At 51.7% G+C, this 17,722-nt stretch carries 15 protein-coding genes; 4 read left to right on the top strand and 11 right to left on the bottom strand.

Annotation, left to right across the window (positions count from 1 at the left end; translation table 11 throughout):
* Window positions 1-169 precede the first annotated feature (169 nt).
* Complete coding sequence (locus B9G99_RS06180) at window positions 170-1,384, bottom strand: M24 family metallopeptidase (protein WP_227875960.1); 1,215 nt, start codon at window positions 1,382-1,384, stop codon at window positions 170-172.
* A gap of 366 nt (window positions 1,385-1,750) precedes the next feature.
* Between B9G99_RS06180 and B9G99_RS06175 the strand changes: the two genes are divergently transcribed.
* Window positions 1,751-2,653 carry a LysR family transcriptional regulator gene (locus tag B9G99_RS06175; protein ID WP_086621257.1) on the top strand — a complete coding sequence of 301 codons (903 nt, stop codon included), beginning with the start codon at window positions 1,751-1,753 and terminating at the stop codon, window positions 2,651-2,653.
* 940 nt (window positions 2,654-3,593) lie between these two features.
* Here B9G99_RS06175 and B9G99_RS06165 read toward each other — a convergent pair.
* Window positions 3,594-4,487: a LysR family transcriptional regulator gene (locus B9G99_RS06165; protein WP_086621253.1), complete on the bottom strand. Its 894-nt coding sequence runs from the start codon at window positions 4,485-4,487 to the stop codon at window positions 3,594-3,596.
* Window positions 4,488-4,598: 111 nt separating this feature from the next.
* On the opposite strand from B9G99_RS06165, the gene B9G99_RS06160 reads away from it, so the two are divergent.
* A complete protein-coding gene (locus B9G99_RS06160; protein WP_086621252.1) occupies window positions 4,599-5,576 on the top strand; it encodes a TDT family transporter in 978 nt (325 codons plus the stop codon).
* A 179-nt stretch (window positions 5,577-5,755) separates the two neighbouring features.
* Here B9G99_RS06160 and rnk read toward each other — a convergent pair whose 3' ends face one another.
* The 7 genes from rnk to B9G99_RS06125 form a co-directional block, all read right to left on the bottom strand.
* The gene (gene rnk / locus B9G99_RS06155; protein ID WP_086621250.1) at window positions 5,756-6,202 is read right to left on the bottom strand and encodes a nucleoside diphosphate kinase regulator; all 447 of its coding nucleotides are present in this window, start codon (window positions 6,200-6,202) and stop codon (window positions 5,756-5,758) included.
* Between the two features lie 226 nt (window positions 6,203-6,428).
* The gene (locus B9G99_RS06150) at window positions 6,429-6,818 is read right to left on the bottom strand and encodes a RidA family protein (protein WP_086621249.1); all 390 of its coding nucleotides are present in this window, start codon (window positions 6,816-6,818) and stop codon (window positions 6,429-6,431) included.
* A gap of 25 nt (window positions 6,819-6,843) precedes the next feature.
* Window positions 6,844-7,611 (bottom strand): DUF3726 domain-containing protein, encoded by a 768-nt coding sequence (locus tag B9G99_RS06145; RefSeq protein ID WP_086621247.1) that lies wholly within the window; start codon window positions 7,609-7,611, stop codon window positions 6,844-6,846.
* Window positions 7,608-9,347, bottom strand: coding sequence for a hypothetical protein (locus tag B9G99_RS06140; RefSeq protein ID WP_086621246.1), 1,740 nt, complete (start codon window positions 9,345-9,347; stop codon window positions 7,608-7,610). Before B9G99_RS06140 ends, B9G99_RS06145 begins: the two co-directional genes overlap by 4 nt.
* Entirely contained in the window at window positions 9,340-10,929 is a 1,590-nt protein-coding gene (locus B9G99_RS06135) for a BCCT family transporter (protein WP_086621245.1), read from the bottom strand. The genes B9G99_RS06140 and B9G99_RS06135 overlap by 8 nt, the downstream gene beginning before the upstream one ends.
* A 52-nt stretch (window positions 10,930-10,981) precedes the next feature.
* On the bottom strand, window positions 10,982-11,971 hold the full coding sequence (locus B9G99_RS06130) for a membrane dipeptidase (RefSeq protein ID WP_174678719.1): 990 nt from the start codon (window positions 11,969-11,971) through the stop codon (window positions 10,982-10,984).
* An 8-nt stretch (window positions 11,972-11,979) separates the two neighbouring features.
* Window positions 11,980-13,419, bottom strand: coding sequence for an aldehyde dehydrogenase family protein (locus tag B9G99_RS06125; protein ID WP_086621243.1), 1,440 nt, complete (start codon window positions 13,417-13,419; stop codon window positions 11,980-11,982).
* Window positions 13,420-13,536: 117 nt separating this feature from the next.
* On the opposite strand from B9G99_RS06125, the gene B9G99_RS06120 reads away from it, so the two are divergent.
* A complete protein-coding gene (locus B9G99_RS06120; RefSeq protein WP_086621242.1) occupies window positions 13,537-14,430 on the top strand; it encodes a LysR family transcriptional regulator in 894 nt (297 codons plus the stop codon).
* Window positions 14,431-14,790: 360 nt separating this feature from the next.
* On the opposite strand, the gene B9G99_RS06115 is transcribed toward B9G99_RS06120, so the two are convergent.
* Together B9G99_RS06115 and B9G99_RS06110 are read right to left on the bottom strand one after the other, a co-directional pair.
* Window positions 14,791-15,819, bottom strand: coding sequence for a methionine synthase (locus B9G99_RS06115; RefSeq protein ID WP_086621241.1), 1,029 nt, complete (start codon window positions 15,817-15,819; stop codon window positions 14,791-14,793).
* Window positions 15,820-15,845: 26 nt separating this feature from the next.
* Window positions 15,846-16,829, bottom strand: a complete 984-nt coding sequence (locus tag B9G99_RS06110; protein ID WP_086621239.1) for a DUF1852 domain-containing protein — start codon at window positions 16,827-16,829, stop codon at window positions 15,846-15,848.
* A gap of 350 nt (window positions 16,830-17,179) precedes the next feature.
* Between B9G99_RS06110 and B9G99_RS16970 the strand changes: the two genes are divergently transcribed.
* On the top strand, window positions 17,180-17,593 hold the full coding sequence (locus B9G99_RS16970; protein ID WP_211329616.1) for a methylenetetrahydrofolate reductase: 414 nt from the start codon (window positions 17,180-17,182) through the stop codon (window positions 17,591-17,593).
* Window positions 17,594-17,722: the final 129 nt, after the last annotated feature.

Below are 17,722 nucleotides of genomic sequence, written 5' to 3'. Positions count from 1 at the left end.
CGACTATTTACCCCCAGTCCAGCTGACTTGTTATCCCAAAAAAACAATCAATCGATACTTCATTTTTCAAGAAGCTAAGAGTGCAATATCATAAAAACTCGTTGCTTCTGTCGCTGATAGAGGGGCAAAAAGGGGAGCCGAGCTCCCCTTGTGTTATCTCTCCTCGGACTTACTTGATAATGTTATGCTCAGGTCCATAAGGGAAGCCGGTGATGTTATCGGCCCCGTTTTCATTAAGCACCAGAATGTCGTGCTCACGATAACCACCAGCTCCCGGCTGACCTTCTGGAATCATGATCATCGGCTCCATGGATACCACCATGTTGGGCTCCAGCACTGTTTCGACATCTTCGCGGAGCTCTAGTCCGGCCTCACGACCATAGTAGTGGCTCAACGTGCCAAAGGAATGGCCATAACCGAAGGTGCGATACTTCAGCAGGTCATGTTTAGCGAAAATCTCGTTGAGCTCATGAGCGATATCGCAGCAGCGCACGCCGGGCTTGATAAGCTCCTGACCGCGCTCATGCACCTCGCAGTTGATCTTCCACAGGCGAAGATGCTCATCCGAGGCGTGCTCGCAGAACATCGTACGCTCAAGCGCCGTGTAGTAGCCGGCAATCATGGGAAAGGTGTTCAGACTTAGAATATCGCCAGGCTGCACCTTGCGGCTGGTCACTGGATTGTGGGCACCGTCGGTATTAATACCGGACTGGAACCACACCCAAGTATCCATTAGCTCGCCGTGTGGATAGAGCCTGGCGATTTCACGCACCATGGCACGTTGACCAGCCAACGACACTTCATATTCGGGTACGCCTGCCTTGATGGCGTCGCGCACGGCTTCTCCGCCTACGTCAGCCACGCGCGCGCCATTGCGAATCAGATCAATCTCTTCGTCTGACTTGATCATCCGCATTTTCATGGTAGGCACGCCGATGTCAGTAAACTCGACGTTATCTAAAGAATCCTTTAGCTTTTCCTGATTTATAAGCGTCAGGTGGTCGTACTCGACCCCGATTCGCTTTTTGCCTTCGCAAAGATTCCTGACAGCCTTGAAAAAATTGTCCTTCTGCCAGTCAGTATAAACAATATTGTCGCCCAGTCGGTTGCGACGATAGGGCTGGCCACCGTCGATGTTAGCGGTGATCGTAGTGAAATTATCCTGGGTCACGACCAAGCCATAGTCACGACCAAAGCGGCAATAAACAAAATCGCTAAAATAATTGATATTGTGATAAGAGGTGAAAACGGCTGCATCAATCGAGTTAGATGCCATGTAATCTCTAAGAGCTTTTAACCTATTTTTCATTTCAGAGTCGGAAAAAGTAGGCTGAACTTTATTACCATTAGGTATTTCAATCAGGGATGACAGTTCCAATGACATAACACGCTCTCCAAAAATTGTTAGCCTGTCGCTCTCTTTCTCGACAAGTTCACTAACTCAAGAACCTGCCCACAGCAGAAAGATTTCACGACCCCGCCAACAAGAACAGTCAGCAATACAAATGCAGGCATTTGTCGAAAAAATAACGAGCTATATCAATTAGTTATACGCCTAAATTGGTGGCAAGCTACTCATTGGTCGAAAATCCAATCTGCAAAAACTGTCAATCCGTCACAGTTGAGCGGCGCACTCGAAAAACACTGTGCCAAGAAAAACTTTTTCATCCTCGACAAATTGTTAGTATCGGCGTGCCTTATCGGTAAGTTACAGTAATGAATTAAATATCCGACATGTCAGGGCTGTTCGATGAAAAACATACCCACAGACTTGCTTCGCACTTTTACAACGATCAAGGATCTAAACGGTTTTACATCGGCGGGGGACGCATTAGGACGATCTCAACCGGCCATTAGTTTACAAATTAAAAAACTTGAAATACTGCTTAATACGCAGATTTTTGTAAGAGGTTCTCATCTAGAGCTAACAGCGGATGGCGAGGAGCTATACAAACTTGCAACCCAGATTCTTCAACTGAATGACTCATTAGTCGAAAAATTTCATAGCGATAATGTCTACGGAAAAATTAAACTAGGGATTCCCAACGATTATGAGCTTGCTTTTTTACCTGAAATAATCAAAGGGCTTACAAATAGATATCCTAATATTCTAATCGAAGTTGACTGTGATATAAGCAAAAACATATATCAAAAGTTCCAAAAGCATCAATTTGATATTTGCTTGGCAATGCAGCCCCTAGAAGAGTTTTCAGATTTTTTGCCTGAAAACTATTTAATCGAAGAGCTAAAGTGGGGATATACGCAAAATTTATCATTACAAGGAAAAGAACTGCCGCTGGTAACCTATCCTAACGGATGTTTATATCGAAAAATCACTGAAAAAGCACTGACTGATGCTAATATCCCTTTTCGAATCGTTTACACCAGTCCTAGCCTGCTGGGCATAGTTTCAGCAGTTGAAAAAGGACTGGGTATAACTGCAATGGCCCGGTCTGTTATTCCTAGGCAACTCACAAGCAATACCTTTTTATCAGAAGACCTTCCAAATATGGATAAGGTAGGAGTTGGTTTTTATTATAGAGAATCAGAGCTCACATCTGCAGGCAAACTTACACTGGATTATCTGAGAGCAGGTTTGCGAAGCTTAAGAGTAGATGACTTACCGATAGAGCTCTCCAAATATTGCTCATAACAATGTCAGTAAATAGCACACCTTTTGGTTGCTTTTTATGAAATTAACACTCGACTCGAGGCTCATGCTTCTCATTGAAAACTCTATTTAAAGACAACTGAAAAACGCAATATTTTTCCTTGAGCATTGACAGCTCTTTTATAAAATAATCTATAGACAGCTCATTCATTTCAAACTTTAAACCAATCACGCTCAATCCCAGAAAAGAAAATTCGTAGACCTCCAGAACATGAAAAGATGCTTCTGCATCTTTTCTTAACTCTTGCAAGTTACTATTTCCTTGAGATGACTGAAAAACAGCCTGTATAATAGCCATTAAAACGCCCTTAGAATTTGTAATATTATTATGCTGCAAAGTTTGTCATCACTGAAATTTGTATTTTAAATGAGCTTATAAGAAAAAGCATCGCGGCCCAAATAATCTATCTAACTTACCAGCCTCAAATATTTCATTTGGGCAAGAGTACACTAATAACGATTCTTGTCGCGGCACTGAATTGACGATAAATATTTAACTTCATGACAGTTCATAAATAGCATAAAAATATTGATTAGATCACCTCTACGCTGGCAAACCATGGTCCGCCAGCGTAGAGATAATTGACAAATGCTTAATCTCATTTTCTGGATGCTGTGTTGAGGAGCGAGATAGCGCAATCTACGGGGCGCTACAAGTCATGAAAGACCGTTTACCAGTGCTTGAACAGTGGTGTGACGACGGTACTTTCGATCAAATTCTAATGCGCCTGCTCCTTTGCTTGCTTGAGAATGGGGAGGTATGGACGTAGGCAGCCCATCGGCGTAACGCCGCCTGAACCACTGCGTTGTGTTCCTATAACCCAATGCGTTAAGTCCAACAAAGGAAGGCAACATGGGCTCTCTTCAAGTGGCTTCCTCAGTAAGGACTTGATCATCAATATCCATTGCCCACTTTGACATCCTATAACGTCATTGTGTCACTGCGCGCCAAGCAAAATTCAGTAAACCGTTTGATCAACGGGCTGCGGTACTTGTCGCGATGCAGCACCAGACTGAACTCGCGCGTCATGTCCAAGTCCAGTGCCACCCTGATCAGCCTGCCGTCATACAGCGCATGACGAGCTTCAAGTGTCGACACGCAGGTGAGGCCCAGACCTACCGCCGCAGCATTAATGATGGCCTCCGCCGAGTTGATCTCCATACCCAGCTGCCACTGCGGCAGTCTGGGGGCAATAAAGCGCATGAACTGCTCGCGTGTTCCTGACCCAGGCTCGCGCAACAGCCAGTCGTAGCCGACCAGATCGGTAATTTCGATATTGTCCCGACGAGCCAACGGATGCTCAGGAGAGCACACAATCAGCATGTGATCCTGACACCACGGCACCACGTCAAAGCACTCATCGACGACACGCCCCTCGATCAGGCCGATATCCAGCTCGAACAATTCCAATGCGCGACAGATAGCAGCGCTGTTGGCAATGTTCACACGCTGATCGCGATGTCCAGTGTCGATACGAAAATCGCTTAATAGTGCCGGTAGCAGCTGATGGCCGATCGTGTAGCTGGCGCCGACATGCAGCTGCCCACCCAGAGCTTCATTATCAAAAAGCTGATCGATCGCATCGCTGCGAGCCAGTAGCTCGTCGGCCATGGGCAACAGACGACGCCCTTGATCGTTGAGATAAAGACGATTGCGATGACGATCGAACAATGTCCGATCGCACTGCTTTTCCAGCTCCGAAAGCGCCACGCTGACGGCCGGTTTGGTCAGAAAAAGGGATGCTGCAGCGGCTGTCAGGGTTCGCTCACGGGCCACGGTGGTAAAAACCTGTAGCTGGCGCAGGGTCACGGCCATGATCACCCTCAAGAATGTTAAATTTTAATAAACACTGGATGATAAAAGTTAAAATATAACGATAGCGTTTTTTGGCATAAATTGTCTTCATTGTTTTTGAGGAGAGTCTCCATGCCTGCCCTGTCTCAACAATTGAAGAATGCCCCGACGCCCATGGCCGGTCTGGCACTGGGGATCGCAAGCCTTGGCTGGAGCTGGGAAAGCTTTGCGCTTCTTGGAGGATTGGCCCAGCTGACCGGTGCCATCATTGCGGCTTTTTTGCTTCTGATTCTTGGTAGCCGGTTTTTATTCAGCCCAAAATCGCTGCTGGCGGATCTGGCACACCCTGTCGTCGGCAGTGTTGTGCCCACCTTTGCCATGGCACTGATGGTGATATCGAAAAGCGTGGGCGAATGGTTAATGCCAGCCGCTGGCGTCATGCTCTGGCTGATGGCCGTAGCGCTTCACCTTGGCTTTCTTGTGGCCTTCATTGTGCATCGCATCAAGGCGTTTGAACTGCACCATATGGTGCCTGCCTGGTTCGTGCCGCCGGTCGGCATTATCGTGGCCGATGTGGCGTTTCCCGGCGTTTCGGCATTACAGCCCCTGGCAGTGGGGCTGCTGTATCTGGGTATGATGCTGTATGCGGTTTTACTGCCGGTGATGATTTATCGGCTGGTTTTTGCCAGTGAAATTCCCGATCCAGCCAAACCGACCATCGCCATCATGGCGGCCCCTGCCAGCCTGTCGCTTGCAGGTTATCTCACTGTGACGTCAGATCCTTCACGCTTATTGATCGCCCTATTGGGCGGCATTGCAGTCCTGATGACACTGGTCATCTATCTGGCTTTCATCAAGTTACTGCGCCTTCCCTATAGCCCAGGCTACGCCGCTTTCACCTTTCCCATGGTCATTGGCGCCACTGCCATGGCAAAAACCGCCGATTGGATGACACGGCACGGATTCAGCACCCATGACATCGCCATCATCCATGGTCTGGCCATACTGGAAATCGTGGTGGCCACCATCATCGTGGGCTATGTCAGCCTGCGCTATCTCCGTGCCTATATGGATATTCAGCGTGAAAGCAATGGTTTGCATGCCGCTTGACGAGCAGCCCGGGCGCTGGGAAGCACGTCCAGGCAATGACACAGGGTCAAATACAGGGCACGCCATGGCTGAATTTTTCAGCCGACCTCAACCGCTGCGGTTTTGCGGCGCTCCTCGCTCACGCCTGCTTTCAGTAGTTCGGACCATAGAAATGGCTGTTTGCCACCGGATATCAATCATTATCGATGATATTGCCCGGCAGCTTCAGGCTGAAAAAGCAGGGCATCGACGCGCAAACAAACCTGTTCTCCATTAGGGAGAGTCCAGTCGATGGTACTCCCTACCTTCAACCCCAGCAGTGCCGCCCCGATGGGCGCCATGACGGATAACCCATTTTCATTACTTGAAAGCGCATGAGGATAAACCAGGGTGCGCGTCATCTGCTTATCACGATTTATGTCGGTAAACATGACACTACTGTTCATGCTGACAACGTCATCCGGAACATTTTCAGGCTCGACCTGCTCACAGCGCTCAAGCTCTATCTCCAGCGCCTCGGCAACAGGTATATCCTGTTTATCGGCATCGTCGATCAGGCGCTGCAAGCGCTCAGCATCCAGTCGGTTAATGATAATGGGAGGGCGCGCCACGGGGTTATCTCCAAACAGAACAGAAAATATCAGCATCGCTGTGTTTCGAGCTGGCTTTCGTGAAAAGCCATACTCTGCCAGAAGAGGCAGTGTACTCCTTTTTCCAGCGGCAATGGCCTGAAGTATTTACTGCCTGTATTCCCGAAAAAATCTGTTTTTTATCACCTGTCCAAACGAGTCAAATACCCTCGCATTTGGCTGGTGCTATAAGTTATTCGATAAAGTCGTACGGTCAGCTGCTTTTCTGACAGCGCTTGTATTTTCACTTTTTAGTATTTTTTGAAGTGGTAGCAGCGTAAGCGATGATTTCAATGAGCATCTCGGGGCGAGCAAAACCACAAACAATCATTGCTGCCCGATTCGGATAGGGAGGGTCAACGTAATCGGCATAGACACGATTGACGGTTGCCAAATGATCTCGATCAGTCACGTAGATCAATACCTGCGTCAACTCTGCTGCTTCGTCGGCACAGGATAAAGTATGTTTTAGATTTTCCAGCGTCTGCCGAGCTTGCGCCTCGATACCTCCTTCAACAACATTGCCGTCCCGGTCGATGGGTATCTGAGTCGTGAAAAGGATGCCGTTACCAATCACCGCCCACTCCAGCGGGGCGCGGGCGGCAAACAGTTCGGTTTTAACACTTTCGATCATGAGGTTTTTCCTTGTTACGCTGGATTCAATCGTTGTCGCTGGTGTTGGCACCGGCACTGCTTCTGGAAGTATCGCTGGTCTCAACCAGCAGACGATCAGCCAGATGCTTGAGCCGCGACCACAGCGCTTCGTCGACCTCGATACCATCGAGCAGCACGCGGCGTCGGCATGCAAGCAGTTCGGACTCGTCGTGGCGTGCAATCAGCTCGACATCATAATCAGAGTTCAGCGACGGCAGCAGGTCCACGTGGTTGGCCATGACCAGAGTTACCCCATCGTTGGGTTCATTCTCCTCGGGCACATCCTTGACGGCGTAGGCGCGAATTTCAGGAATGGCACTGTTGGCACGAAAACCTACAACCTGCTCCAATAAAGGTTCATGCGCATTACGCCAGAAAGCAGTGATGTTCATGCCGCGCGTTGCCAGCCGTGCCAGATAGCCCATGATAAGCTGGCGATTATGGCAGTGGCGGATCTTGATGACCGACAGGCCCCGCGCACGCGCCTTGGCAAAACCCAGCTCCAGCGCCAGACTGGAGCTTCGCAGAACGCTCTGGGCGTGCCCGTCGAGCACGGCGAGATCGGCATCTTCATACAGGATGCTCGGGGACTGCTCCGGATCCTCTGTCAGCAGAAAATCCAACCCTCGCTTTAATGCATCGAGCCCCTTGAGTTCATAGCACTGCATCCATGCAATCATGTCAGCGGCATCAGCGGCATCACCCTCTTCAAAGCCCATGCCGATAAAGGCCTTGCGACAATGCCCCTGCAGTTCGTTGTAGGAGACTTTCACGGTTCACTCCCGTCCGGTGGCTGCTCGAGCACTGGCTCAAGCGGAAAACTCCAGTCATCAAACGCCGCCAGATCGTCGGGCTCGGCGTTGAGCTCGGCTGCCAGTGGCGCGCCCTGAAACAGCGTGACACGCACCCAGCGATCAGAGCGGGGATCGAAGCGACTGGCGCCGAAGAACGACAGCTTGGTACGCAGCAGATGCATTGGTTTCATGTCGCGATGCCAAAGGTTGGCGCGAATCTCGCCATAGGTTGTCTCACTGAGACTTTGAATACGGCGTACCATCGCCTTGTAGCGCGGATAAGCAATCAGAAAATTGATCACCAGCGCCCGCGGCGTAGTATCCAGATAGTCACACACTGCCTGATGCACCTTTTGAACATGCGGTGCAATGGCCAGCGGTAACTCTCGATCAGCTCCCGGCTCGTGATAGCGAATGCCGAGCCGAGGCTCTTCCTTTTCTACCGAGCGATACCAGAACCAATAGCACGCCTCGGGTGCGTCGTAGTCCTGATCGAGCGCCCAGTCGTAGTGGGTCTCAATGAGCTGCCTTAGCTGCAACAGCGGCATGTCCGGCGTAAGCTCCAGCGCCTCATGGGTGCCCATGGCATCCTCAAGCGGATCGATCAACTCTGGATACAGCTCAATCAGCACCGTCACGATCAGCTCCTGAGCTTCAAGCGATAGAGTGCGCTTGCTCCAGTTCACCAGCTGTTGCCACAGATCGCTTTCCAGCGGCACTTCCTCCAGCCAATTAATGACCGCCGGAAGTGCGGCCACAATTTCACCATTACGCTGCATCTGTTCAACATCGTCAGCCAGCGTTTGAGCGAGATGGGTCATGGCGCGTCGACAGAGACTGATTAGACGATGGCGTAATGCTTCTGTCGGGTTCTGAGCCAACACCATCGCCAGAGCACGCTCGCGACAGCTTACCCACTGCTGAATCAGTTGCGGGTGATTGATCAGAAACGGCGCCATGCCAAGGCCGGTAGAGTTGCCAATACCAATATAACGACGCAGCTCTGGCGTCAGCGTTACCGCCGTTTGCGGTGCGCGCACGCGCGCCAGATGTTCCAGTTGTTCAACGGAGAAGTGGCGCAGTAGATAGACGGCGAACATCTGTGCCGAGAATGGGCGACGAAAGTCTGGATTACTCTGAAGTAGCTCATAGTCGGCAATGCCGAACTTGCCATTGCCGTAGACCGCCGTAGTGCGATAGAGATAGCCCACTTTTGTGAGCCATTCCGGGCGCGGTTGCTTGCCCGAGGCCAGCGCCTCTACGAAGCTTTTAAAGTTTCGCATGCTTTTATTGGCACGCGATAACACCAGCAGCCGAGGATTTTGTCTTCCCGCTTCCTGCAGTGGCACATTGGCCGCCATCTGGTCGAGCAATAACTCGTCAACGTCACCCTCGATGACGCCGAAGGTAACATCCCAGGCTTCGGCGATAACGCGATCAGAGCGCGCCTCATCCGCAATGGCACGCGAGAAGATCAGTCCATGATAGCGCCCGTATGGCGTCTGTAGCCGATAGATGACCGTACCGTGACCCTCATCATCCAGCTCGAAGCGCTGACAACTGATCTTCCATCGCTGCTGTGCCATCTGACGCATCAGGGAGCGTACGAAGCTGAGCCGGCCAGCGTGCAGACTACCTAAACGCTCCAGTTCCATGACCTCACAAGCCGGTCTGAGCGAGAGCCGTTCAACGGGAATGGATGCAGACTCAATCATGCTCGGCCTCCGATAGCGATGGAATGATGCCTTGCTCGCGCGCCATGGCACAGGCCGCCTGAGGCCCTGTCCAGAGCGATGGCAAAAGCACCAGTGAAATAGGGATGGCGGTAAGCACAATGAACTGCTGCAGCACTGCGATCTGTCCGCTGCCCATATAGAGAAGAATGCCTGCCATCACCGCCATGGCGATGCCCCAGAAGGCTCGCACCAGCGCATGTGGATCGTCATGGCCAGTACTGACCACGGCGATGGCGTAGCTCATCGAATCGCCTGTAGTCGCCACGAAGATGGTCGTCAGCAACAGTACCGCCAGCGCCATCAGGTCACCGCCGGGCAGCGCACGGGCAATTGACAGGGTGGCCACGTCGAACTGAAAGTTCTTCAGCGCCTCGGTCAGATCAATGACGCCATGCATTTGATAGAAAATGCCTGAGCCACCCAGTAGCGTGAACCAGATCGTAGTGGCTATCGGCGCCATGACCGCAATACTCAGAATGGTCTGACGAATGGTGCGACCGTTGGAGATACGGGCCACGAAAATGGCCATCAATGGTCCATAGCCGATGAACCAGGCAAAGAAGAAGACCGTCCACCACTTCAACCACGACTCAGGCGCGGTTATCGTCGTCACGGTCGCCATTTCAAAAAACGAACTTAGATACTGTCCGAAGCTCTGAAACCAGCTATTGGTCAAAAAAAGTGTTGGTCCAAAAATGAAAATGACACCTGCGACCGTCAGTGCCAGAAAGACATTGAAACTACTGAGCCACTGAATGCCCCGATCAATGCCGGTCATTGCGGAAGTGACATAAATGGCGCCCAGCGCGATCAGAATGATTAACTGGGTACTAAACCCCGGCGAGACACCGATTAGCTCATGCAGCCCAAAGCTGACCTGAGTGGCCAAAAATCCAATCGGCCCAACTGTACCGGCAACTACCGCAATGACGCACAGCGAGTCGATCACTCCGCCCAGCCAGCGCTTCATTACGATCTCACCAAGGACCGGATAAAGTAGCGTTCGGGGCTGCAGCGGTAGGCCCTTGACGTAGTGGGCGTGCGCCAGCACCAGCGACGTCAGCGCCCCCAGTATGGTCCAGGCCAGAAAGCCCCAGTGCATAAAGGACTGTGCCAGTGCCTCGGGAATGGCCGCAGCACTGCCGTTCGGCGTGGCAGAAAAATTGGGCGGCGTCATGAGATAATGATGCACTGGCTCTCCTGCAGCGAAGAACACGCCACCGCCGGCCAATAGCGTACACATGATGATGGAAAGCCATTTGAAGGTACTCATTTCCGGCGTGCGGCGATTGCCGATACGCGCACGCCCGGCCGGCGCCACAGCGACACCGATGCTGACAAAAAATGTCAGCAGCAGCAGCAGCTGAAAAAAGGCGCCCAGGGTGCGCGCGGTCCAGCCAAACCCGGCCGCAATCGCGTCAGACATGCCATCAAGATCGACAAGCGACAGGGCCACAAATACGACGATAAAACCAACCGTCAGTCCCAGCACTACCGGGTCACCCAATCGGTAAAGGCCTCCGGCATTCTTTCGGCTATTAATTTCATTGTTGTTGGACATGGGACTGCTTCTCCAGAGTAATCAATCGAGTATACGGTCTGGTCAAGCTGCCTTATGCGCTCGGCGTTGCCGCACGCTCAAGCAGCCCGAGCCAGTTGCGGCCCATGATACGTGTCACCGATTCATCATCGAAGCCGCGCTGACGCAGCCCCTGGATCAGATTGGGGAAGTCACGGTTGTCGCGCAGCCACGTTAGGGGCGCTGGCCATCCCGCGTTGTTCTGATTGCCTTCTCCGTAATCCATGGCCTTCGACCAGCGCCCGTTGCGCATCCACTCCAGTACTGAAACCGGCTGCTCCTGACAAAGATCGGTACCGATACCAATATGCTCAATGCCCATCAGATCGGCGGTCCGTGCAATCATGTCGCAGTACTCATCCAGCGTGCAGTCCGAACCATGGTTGAGATGAAAGGGATAGGTCGAAAAGCCCAGCAGTCCATCGCACTCGGCGATCGCCTTGAGCACTCGATCGGACTTGTTGCGTTTGGCTGAATAAAAGCTTGCCGGGTTAGCATGTGAAATGATCACCGGTCGCTGTGAAATCTCGATGGCCTCCAGCGTCGAGCGCTCGGCACTGTGCGACATGTCGATGACCATACCGACGCGATTCATTTCCTGGATCACCTGACGACCAAAGCGTGTGATGCCACTGTCTTCGCTTTCATAGCAGCCGCAGGCCAAAAGGCTCTGATTGTTGTAGGTGAGCTGCATGATCATCAGGCCCAGATCACGCATCACTGCCACCATATCGATATCATCCTCGATGGGTGAACAGTTCTGGGCACCCAGCAGAATGCCAATTCTGCCTTCCTGTTTTGCTCTGAGAATGTCTGCCGGTGCTTTCACCGGCGTAATCAGATCGGCGTTATCCTCAAATCGGCGATTCCATTCGCCAAATCGAGTCAACGTGTCGCGAGTAGTTTCGTGATAAGCCAGTGTGGCGTGAACCGCACTGACACCACCTTCATGCATCTGCTCGAAAATTTGACGCGACCAGTTCGAGTACTGAAGCCCGTCGATGATCAGCATGTTATCGGTCATGTTGCACCTCAGGGCTTGACATAGCAGGTTTTGACAACGGTGTAGAATTCGCGCGCATAGCGGCCTTGTTCTCGCGGGCCAAAGCTTGAATGCTTGCGGCCGCCGAAGGGCACATGATAATCGGTGCCGGCGGTAGCCAGGTTGACCATCACACAACCGGTCTCGGCCCGTTTTTTGAAGTCGCTGGCAATCTTCAAGGAATTGGTAATGATGCCGGCCGTCAGCCCAAAGTGAGTGTCGTTGAGCGTGGTAATGGCTTCTTCGTAATCGCGCACTCGAATAACGCAGGCGATCGGTCCGAACATCTCTTCCCGATTGATCGACATGTCGTTGCGAGTGTCGACAAACAGCGCCGGCGACATAAAATAGCCTTCGGACCTGTCCTGAATACGCTTGCCGCCAAAGATCAGACGCGCACCCTCCTGTTTTCCGCGCTCGATCCATTCAAGATTGGATTCGAGCTGGCGCTGATCCACCACCGGCCCAATCTGAACACCTTCGTCGAGCGCGCCGCCTACGACAGCGGACGCAAGCCTTTTCAGCAGTTTGTCCACGAAGGCGTCATGCACGGCATCCGTCACGATCAGTCGTGAGGAAGCTGTACACTTCTGACCGGTGCCTGAGTAGGCGCCGGCAAAGGCGGCTTCAACAGCCAGATCCAGATCGGCATCATCAGCCACGATGAGTGCATTTTTGGAACCCATCTCGAGCTGGCACTTGACCAGATTGCCTGCTGTGGCCGCGGCTACCCGACGGCCTACCTCCAGAGAACCGGTGAAGCTTACGGCGTTGATCTGCTCGCTTGAGATCAGTGCATCGCCGATGCTGCTACCCGAACCCATGATCAGGTTGAAGGTACCCGCCGGCAGCGGCTGACGACTGATGATCTCGGTCAGTGCCCAGGCGCTGGCCGGTACCAGGTTGGCCGGCTTGAAGATGACCGCGTTACCGAACGCCAGCGCCGGTGCAATCTTCCAAACCGCAGTGGCCATCGGGAAATTCCAGGGGCTGATTACGCCTACCACGCCGACAGGCTCGCGATAGGTTTCTACCTCGATACCGGGTCGAGTAGAGTCCACTCGCTCATCGATCTGACGCAACACCTCAGCGGCGTAGTAATGAAAGAACTGACCGGAGCGATAGATCTCACCAGCACCTTCCGCGAGAGGCTTTCCCTCTTCTCGAGACAACAGCCGACCCAGTTCATCCTTACGCGCGATCAACTCGTCGCCGATCGCCATCAAAATACGATAGCGCTCTTCCAGCCCGCTCTGACGCCACTCGGCCAGACCGTTGTGAGCAGCCTTGATGGCCTGATGGACCTGATCGACGCTGGCCTGAGCATATTCGCCAATGACATCGGCGGTATCGGAAGGATTGACATTGGTGACAGATTGACCTCCTTCAACCCAATCACCATTGATGTAAAGTTCACGTAGCTTGGTCATTGCGAATCTCCCTATTGGCTTGGCCAACAGTGTGATGGGGATTCTTTTTATAAGCATAATCAATAATAAAAATTATTTTATAAATATTATTTACCATTCAAAGCAGAGAACACGTTTATGAGCGCCGAGTTAAAAATTCAACAAATTCGTTATGTGCTCGCGATCATTGAAACCGGCGGTTTTCATGCGGCGGCTCGTCAACTCCATCGAACCCAGCCGGCACTATCAATGGCGATACGCGATCTGGAGCACCGCTTGGGGCAGGCACTTTTTGAAAAAAACAGTCATGCGACGCTAACGTCCTTTGGGCACTACTGTTTGCCACGCTTTCGAGAACTGCTGGTGCAGCACGACCGGCTGAGCCAGGATCTGGCCATGCAGGTCAGCCGCCAAGCCGGGCAGGTAGAAATTGCCACCGTGCCTTCGGTAGCCAGCCGACTGATGCCCAATATCCTGGCCGGTTTCACTACTGCGTGGCCGGGGCTGGGGGTCAGCCTCTACGATGGTAACGCTGATTTTGTGCGTGAAATGGTCCTGACAGGAGGTGCTGATCTAGCGCTGACCAGTCTCTGGCAGCACGATGAGCGCCTTGTCTTTGAACCGTTGATTCGGGATCGGGTGGGGGTGGTCTGTCGGCACGATCATGCGCTGGCCGCCCGTGATGATCTACATTGGCATGAACTGAAGGGGCAGACGCTGATACGCAATGGCACATCGCTACTTTTGAAGGATACCGAGGCGGCTTCTTTGTTGAAGGACAGCAGCTATTTCATTCCCAACATGATTTCACTAACTGCGATGCTGGAGTCCGGCATCGGTATTACCACTCTGCCTCAACTGGCCTTTTCGGAAAGTCACTCGGCCCTGCGCTTCATCCCGCTGCATTATCCTGTCGTGGAACGTGTGATTGGATTGCTAAAGCCGGCCAATCGCACCATGTCACCGGCTGCAGAAGCCATGGAAGCGTTTATACTCAATCATTTATCCAATGGCGTGCCAGTGAAAGACTAATTGAGTGCAAACGTTGATGTATGAGTCACAAAAGAGTCGACACACTGGTCGGCCTTTTGAATACAGACAATACTGACCCATTTTTCCGGACGCTTCGGGGTTATGCCGTTGGGCTCTGAGCTGGCAGGTTTCCTATCATGCGCTCAATTAAGTTAAGTGGAATGCTTTTGAGCCAATCTGATTTCGTTGGTATCCAGAGGATATCCATGACCAATTCTCTAATGAATAAACAAGTATTGAATCGCTTGTTCAATTTTCTATCATTGGCCGCCGTAATTCGCCCACGACAACCGTTTTTTGCGTCATGGGCGATCGCTCACTTTCAATCATTCATGCCCATTTTGCCTTCATGACTCAACATCAAATAGAGAGCTCTCTTCGAACAATTTCTGCGCCGGCACTCAAGGCACTCAGCTTTCCTCTTGCCACATCACGCGACAAGGGCGTCATGCCGCAATTGGTGCAGGGATAAAGCTTGTCAGCATCCACAAACTGCAGTGCCTTTCGCAGGGTGTTGGCAACGTCTTCCGGTGTCTCGACAGTATGGGTTGCCACATCGATCGCACCCACCATCACCTTTTTACCTCGAATGAGCTCAATGAGATCCATCGGGACATGAGAGTTATGACATTCCAGCGAAACAAGATCGATGCCGGACTTTTGCAGCCTGGGGAAAATCTCCTCATATTGACGCCACTCGGAGCCCAGCGTCTTTTTCCAGTCCGTATTGGCCTTGATGCCATACCCATAACAAATATGTACGGCGGTCTCGCACTTGAGTCCTTCGATTGCCCTTTCCAGAGTGGCAATCCCCCAATCGTTCACTTCATCAAAAAAAACATTAAATGCGGGCTCATCGAACTGGATAATATCGACGCCGGCAGCCTCCAGCTCTCGAGCCTCCTGATTGAGAATCGCAGCAAACTCCCAGGCCAGCTTTTCACGGCTTTTATAATGGTTGTCATAAAGCGTATCGATCATGGTCATGGGTCCTGGCAAGGCCCACTTGATGGGCTTTTCCGTTTGTTGCCGCAAAAACCTGGCATCATCAACAAACACGGACTTTTGACGCGCTACAGCGCCAACGACCATGGGCACGCTTGCTTCATAGCGGTCACGAATCCTGACCGTCTCACGCTTTTCGAAATCGACGCCGTCGAGATGCTCGATAAATGTCGTGACAAAGTGCTGACGTGATTGCTCACCATCACTGACAATATCGATACCGGCACGTTGCTGTTCATGCAGTGACAAACGTAGCGCATCCTGCTTGCCATCAATCAATTCCTGCCCCTGCAGTTTCCACGGCGACCAGAGCGTTTCCGGCTGAGCAAGCCAGGAAGGTTTGGGCAAGCTGCCAGCCGTTGATGTGGGTAACAACCTTTTCATGATGGATAACCTTGTTGTCGGATTGATCAACGAGCGTCGGTGGCGAACCACTGCTCAAGAAGTGCCTGATAGGGTTTGATAAAGTGCTCTTCAACAAACCTTCCCTGCTCAATACCCAATCGGCTGCGTTCTTCTCGATCATAAACAATTCGCGTCAGTGAATAATCCTGATGCGCCAGGCTTGGCTGGTAGGATTTTTCTGCCGCAGAGTTGGCATTATAAATTTCAGGGCGATAGATCTTTTGAAAGGTATCCATCGTGCTGATGGTGCCGATAAGTTCAAGGTTGGTGTAATCATTGAGCAGGTCGCCAAAAAAATAAAACGCCAGAGGTGCGACGCTGCCTTTTGGCATGAAATAGCGAACCTTCAACCCCATCTTTTTAAAATACTCATCGGTCAGGGAACTCTCATCCTGCCGGTATTCAACCCCCAGCACGGGATGGTAATTCTCTGTGCGATGATAGGTTTTGCTGCCTGAGACACTGATGCATATCACGGGCGGTTTATTAAAGCGCTCTTGATAAGCACTGGAGTTCACAAAACACTCGAACAGCTTGCCGTGCAACGCTCCAAAATTGTCTGGAACGCTAAACGTCGGTCGATCCTTGTTGTGTTCCAGCAAACGAATGCTGAAGTCGTAATCCCGCACATAAGAAGAGAAATTGTTACCCGCAATACCTTCCATACGCTTATTGAATTTTCCATCAACAATGCTGGTCTTCAATATCTCGATCAAAGGCAGAGCATCACTGGCGCATGCAGAACACACCGCCATTTCAACGGAAATGATATCAAGCTCAACGGTGTAGCGATCGCCTTCAGAATTGTCCCAATGTGCCAATGCATTGAAGCGATTGTTAATCATCTTCAGGGTATTGCGCAGGTTTTCTTGTCGCTTCTCTCCTCTGGCCAGGTTGGCAAAGTTGGTGGTAGTGCGCGTACTGTCCGAGGGTCGATAATGCTCATCGAAACCAATGCTTTTAATATTGAACGCAAACTTTTCATTCATCGCGACCTGCCATCCTGATTCCCGGGATATCAATCCAAAATTTTTCGCTTTTTCAAAGTATTCCACTTTTCTTTTCTGGCTTGTCGCAGGTGCGTCGCTGTCTGCTAGGCCAATGCAGGAATGCCCATACGCTCAGCGATTTGATGAAAGGATTGTCGATCTCACAGCATCATGAGACAAACTGATTTTTTGCATGATGAACACAAGTTTCTCTCATGATCGAATGTCTCAGTGCCTGCTCCGAGCCAGTCCTGAACCAGGATCGTACTGGCACTGGACCTTATGGCATTCGGTCATCACTGACCAGGTCCCGGTAATGTGACCCGGCCCGGCTCTGAAGAGTAATGAGCATGTTGAGAAAAGCACTGCAGGAACAACATTTTGTCTGCGTGGTTGAGTTTGTCCCGAAATGTTCCGGCGAAGGCTTTATCGCCTTCGAGCAGCTCATGCAGTGCTCCAGGCTATGCGATTGGCCAATGATGGCAGCAGTGGCCGATCGGGTCGGCAGCAATGCCGATCTCTCACCGATAACGGCATTCTCACAACTGAGGCGTCCCTTCCCGACGCTGCTTCACTTTTCCGGCAAGGACCGGGAACGTCATCATCTGCTGGCGCAGCTGGAAAGAATGGACGCCATGGGTCTGGACCAGCTGCTGATTCTCAGTAGCGATCGCGTTCCCGGTCACAAGCCCGGCCAGAACACCGTCCGCTATCTGGAATCGGTAGCTGCCCTGCAGATCGTCCGTCAGGCCAGGCCGACCTAACGGCTTGGCGCTGCTCTTAACCCGTTCAAGTACCACGAAGAGGAAGGCGGCGCGCAATACTTCAAGGCCGAGAAGAAGCTCGCGGCCGGGGCAGACTTTCTTACCCTGCAACTGGGTTTTGACGTACAA

The organism is Kushneria konosiri (genome assembly GCF_002155145.1).
Taxonomy (GTDB): Bacteria; Pseudomonadota; Gammaproteobacteria; order Pseudomonadales; family Halomonadaceae; genus Kushneria; species Kushneria konosiri.
The sequence above is the reverse complement of the archived record's forward strand: the minus strand, read 5'-3'. Positions and strand labels throughout refer to the sequence as shown.